At 48.4% G+C, this 1,561-nt stretch carries 3 protein-coding genes; all 3 read right to left on the bottom strand.

Annotation, left to right across the window (positions count from 1 at the left end; genetic code table 11):
- Positions 1-404: hypothetical protein (locus tag WCO51_13785; GenBank protein MEI6514325.1), on the bottom strand; the 404-nt coding region annotated here is incomplete at its 3' end.
- 4 nt (positions 405-408) lie between these two features.
- A complete protein-coding gene (locus WCO51_13780) occupies positions 409-984 on the bottom strand; it encodes a hypothetical protein (GenBank protein MEI6514324.1) in 576 nt (191 codons plus the stop codon).
- Positions 985-1,012: 28 nt separating this feature from the next.
- Positions 1,013-1,561 (bottom strand): hypothetical protein (locus WCO51_13775; protein MEI6514323.1); only part of this gene is annotated, 549 nt, incomplete at its 5' end.

Below are 1,561 nucleotides of genomic sequence, written 5' to 3'. Positions count from 1 at the left end.
GCATCATAGATATCGCGATATGTCTTGTAAAATGCTCTCGCGACCTTGTAGTTCGCGTATGCGTTACTATAGCAGGCTTCTGGAGTTGGTAAATTTGCTTGCGCGTCAGCTTGCGGTGGTTCTCGCCCTAGAGGGTTTTCGCGCATAACTTTAGCGGCTGCCTTGTCTTCAGTGCTGGGGATACGGGCGGCCACTAAATTTGCGTACGCGGCCTTGTAGACCTCACGGGCAGATTGGTAAATTACGAAAGAAGAGTCACAGTTGGCGCGGGCGTTGTTACAGGCGGAACGGGTTGATACGAGACTGGCCTCAAGAACGCTCTCATAAGCGATACGAGCGGCAGAATATTTCACAAAGGCGGCATTCTTCTTTTCTTTTAGCTTCTCTAGTTCGGCTTCGTTCATAGCTTTATCCTTGCTCCTTAGGTTCGTCGCCACCTGCTGCCTGTGCAACCGTTGATCCAGAATCTGTTGCTGATTCCTTTTCCATGATTAGGAATGTCTGTTCCAAGAGAGCCTGATATTTGCTCAATTTCTTGACTGCATCCTTATAATTCGGCGTCATGCTCATGCCATGCCCACTCTCTCTAAGGCTTGCCAGCTTACGGCTATACATTTCAACCAACGCGGTGATTGCCGCAAGTTTAGTAGATAAATACTGGATTTGACTTTGTCGCATGAGCTCAATATTCGATAATTCCTGCGCTTCAGCCGAACGTCTCAACTCGACACGCGTGAGTTCAAGCTCTTGGCGCTGGAGAGAAAGTTCCCGTCGCTGAAGAATGATGGTGACGATGACACCTGCAAATGCAAGCCCGGTGAAGAGAGCGTTAATACTTCCGAATGAATCTCCGAATTGGCCGCGCTTGGCGGCGTCGTCGATGAAATACCATGACAGAAGCCCCGCGATACACCAGAGGACAAATACAATGACACCGCCAACTGCAAATGCCCGAAGTGAATCATCTTTATTCTCAGTTATCATTGTCACGTTTCTCTTTTTTGTTTTCCCATCAGTAAGGGGCATCATTGGCAATGCGCTGGAAGTCTTCTGCAAGGTATTTTAACCACTGTGGTTTGCAGTACTCTTCCGTAATTCCTGTTTCCTTATTCTTCCGTTTTCCGTTAAACCAAATAGAGCGCAACCCAATGTTTTTGCCAGTTTTGTTTTTGACAGCCTCTTTGTCAAATTCGGTTGAAGTCATGATCCATGTCTTATCCATCCTCTCGGAGTAAAACACGAACCAGTAGTTAAGACGAACTTCATCATGGGGGATGGCGGCGAACAGTGCTGCATCACCAGCAATCACATCTTTAGAACGAGCCTTGATCTGAATTAGTGCCGTGGAGCCATCGTGTCGCTTAATGATGGCATCTACCGCGTGATCATCTACCAGAGGCACGTAGACATCGAGGCCCTCCTTGAGCATGCGTCCGATAATCCAATATTCGATTCGCTTGCCGAACGCAGCAGAATTACGGAATGTCTTCTGAGATGCCATATGTGCCTCCCTTCGCGGAATGGGGTCAAATGTACGGCGTGCCAGTGGCCGGGTCAAGGG

The organism is bacterium, assembly GCA_037131655.1.
Lineage (GTDB): Bacteria > Armatimonadota > Fimbriimonadia > Fimbriimonadales > JBAXQP01 > JBAXQP01.
This window is presented reverse-complemented; position numbering and strand designations above follow the sequence as displayed.

Bases quoted from the DNA above. Each gene is read 5' to 3' on its own strand.
- WCO51_13780 (MEI6514324.1), bottom strand. From the start codon at position 984: ATGATAACTGAGAATAAAGATGATTCACTTCGGGCATTTGCAGTTGGC.